General features: G+C 63.3%; 1 protein-coding gene. It reads left to right on the top strand.

The genetic code is table 11. The features are described 5' to 3' along the window. Positions 1-56: 56 nt before the first annotated feature. On the top strand, positions 57-488 hold a 432-nt coding region (locus QZH66_RS18370), incomplete at its 3' end, for an aldo/keto reductase (RefSeq protein WP_305807227.1).

A 488-nucleotide genomic window follows, 5' to 3' on the forward strand; every position in this document is an offset into this window, starting at 1 on the left:
ACACCAATGCCGCAACAATGGCATACCCGCGTGTCCATCCATTCGAGGAGAAACTTATGCAACTTCGCTCTTTGGGCCGCTCCGGCCTGCAGGTTTCGCCGCTGTGCCTTGGCGGCAATGTGTTTGGCTGGACGGTGGACGAGGCCACGTCGTTCTCGCTGCTCGATGCCTGGCTGGACGCGGGCTTCAACTTCATCGACACCGCCGACGTGTATTCGCGCTGGGCGCCCCAGCATGTGGGTGGCGAATCCGAGACCGTGATCGGCAAATGGCTCAAGAAAAGCGGCAAGCGCAGCCGCGTGGTGCTGGCCACCAAGGTCGGCAAGGACATGGGCGAAGGCAAGGTGGGCCTGCGCCCCGAATACATACGCCAGGCGGTGGACGCCTCGCTCAAGCGCCTGCAGACCGACCACATCGACCTCTACCAGTCGCACGACGACGATGCCAGCGTGCCACTGTCGGCCACGCTGGAGGCCTATGCCGAACTG

It is taken from the genome of Stenotrophomonas sp. YIM B06876, assembly GCF_030711595.1.
In the GTDB taxonomy this organism is placed as follows: Bacteria; Pseudomonadota; Gammaproteobacteria; order Xanthomonadales; family Xanthomonadaceae; genus Stenotrophomonas.